General features: G+C 70.9%; 1 protein-coding gene. It reads left to right on the top strand.

The window, feature by feature from the left end; translation table 11 throughout:
* On the top strand, nucleotides 1-804 hold an 804-nt coding region (locus IO40_RS34590; RefSeq protein ID WP_033230454.1), incomplete at both ends, for a hypothetical protein.

Here is an 804-nt window from a genome sequence, read left to right as displayed (position 1 = left end):
CGGTCAGGACCCGGTCGATGCCGAGTTCTGGTCCGCCGTGCGTGGCGGTGACACGAGTGCTTTCGCCGGTGAGCTGGGCCTCGCCGAGGACGCGCCGCTGAGCGAGGTGCTGCCCGCGCTCGAAATGTGGCGGACACGCCGGACGGAGAAGTCCGAACTGGACTCCTGGCGCTACGACATCGACTGGGTGCCCGCACCGGTTCGTTCCGATGTGCGGTTGTCGGGCTGTTGGCTGGTGGTGACGTCGGCCGGGTCGGTGGATCGTGAGGTCGTGGGGCTGGTCGGTGCCGGTCTTCGTGAGAGCGGTGCCGAGGTGACGGAGGTGGTGCTCGGCGCGGATCTGGACCGGCAGCGGGTCGGTGAGCTGCTGGCGGGGCACTCCGACGTGGCGGGCGTGCTGTCGCTGCTCGCTCTGGACGAGCGGCCCCACCCGGAGCACCCCGGCCTCTCCACCGGCTTGGTGCTGAACATCGCGCTGATGCAGGCCGTGGGGGAGTGGGAGGAGCCGGTCGCGGTCTGGCTCTGCACCCAGGACTCCGTCGCGGCGGCCCGTACGGACCGGGTGTCGCACTCTGTGCAGAGCAGCAGTTGGGGGCTCGGCCTGGTCTTCGGTCTGGAGTACCCGCGGTGGTGGGGCGGTCTGGTGGACCTGCCCGAGATGCTGGGGGCCCGTGACATCGATCGGTTGGCGGGCGTGCTGGGCGCCGGTGACCATGAGGACCAGGTGGCGATCCGCGACGGCGGAGCACTGTTGCGCCGTCTGCGGCGCAAGCCACTGGCCCACGAATCGGGGGAGCCCTTCCG

This window comes from Streptomyces albus subsp. albus (genome assembly GCF_000725885.1).
Lineage (GTDB): Bacteria > Actinomycetota > Actinomycetes > Streptomycetales > Streptomycetaceae > Streptomyces > Streptomyces albus.
Note: the sequence above shows the minus strand (reverse complement) of the source record. Positions and strands in the feature narration are given on the sequence as shown.